The sequence below is a fragment of the Pseudoalteromonas sp. MER144-MNA-CIBAN-0113 genome, assembly GCF_040308965.1.
In the GTDB taxonomy this organism is placed as follows: Bacteria; Pseudomonadota; Gammaproteobacteria; order Enterobacterales; family Alteromonadaceae; genus Pseudoalteromonas; species Pseudoalteromonas tetraodonis.
This window is the reverse complement of sequence record NZ_JBEOOG010000247.1, coordinates 1-324: the sequence shown is the minus strand read 5'-3', so window position 1 is coordinate 324 and position 324 is coordinate 1. Positions and strand designations below refer to the sequence as shown.

The window sequence follows — 324 nt, the reverse complement described above, 5'->3', positions numbered from 1 at the left end:
ACTTCGATGTGATAAATGATAGCTAATCATTTATCAATGAGAGATACAAGACGCGCAGCTTGCTGGCGTTTAAAAACGTAGTTTTTATGATGAGTGATTGAGTAATTAGAAGCTACGCTTCTCGCGTGAGCAAGCTCTACGCCTACCACAAAACTTGACACTGTGGTTTGATTTAACTTGTAGACGTGCAGCTTGCTGGCGTTTAAAAGCAACGCTTTTACTATAGGTGGTTGAGTAATTAGAAGCTGCGCTTCTCACGTGAGCAAGCTCTACGCCTACCGCCAAACTTAACGCCGTGGTTTTATTTAACTTGTCGTATAACAC

General features: G+C 42.0%; 1 protein-coding gene. It reads right to left on the bottom strand.

Annotated elements, in window-relative coordinates; translation table 11 throughout:
* Nucleotides 1-105: 105 nt before the first annotated feature.
* Nucleotides 106-324: hypothetical protein (locus tag AAEY57_RS19575; protein WP_350608615.1), on the bottom strand; the 219-nt coding region annotated here is incomplete at its 5' end.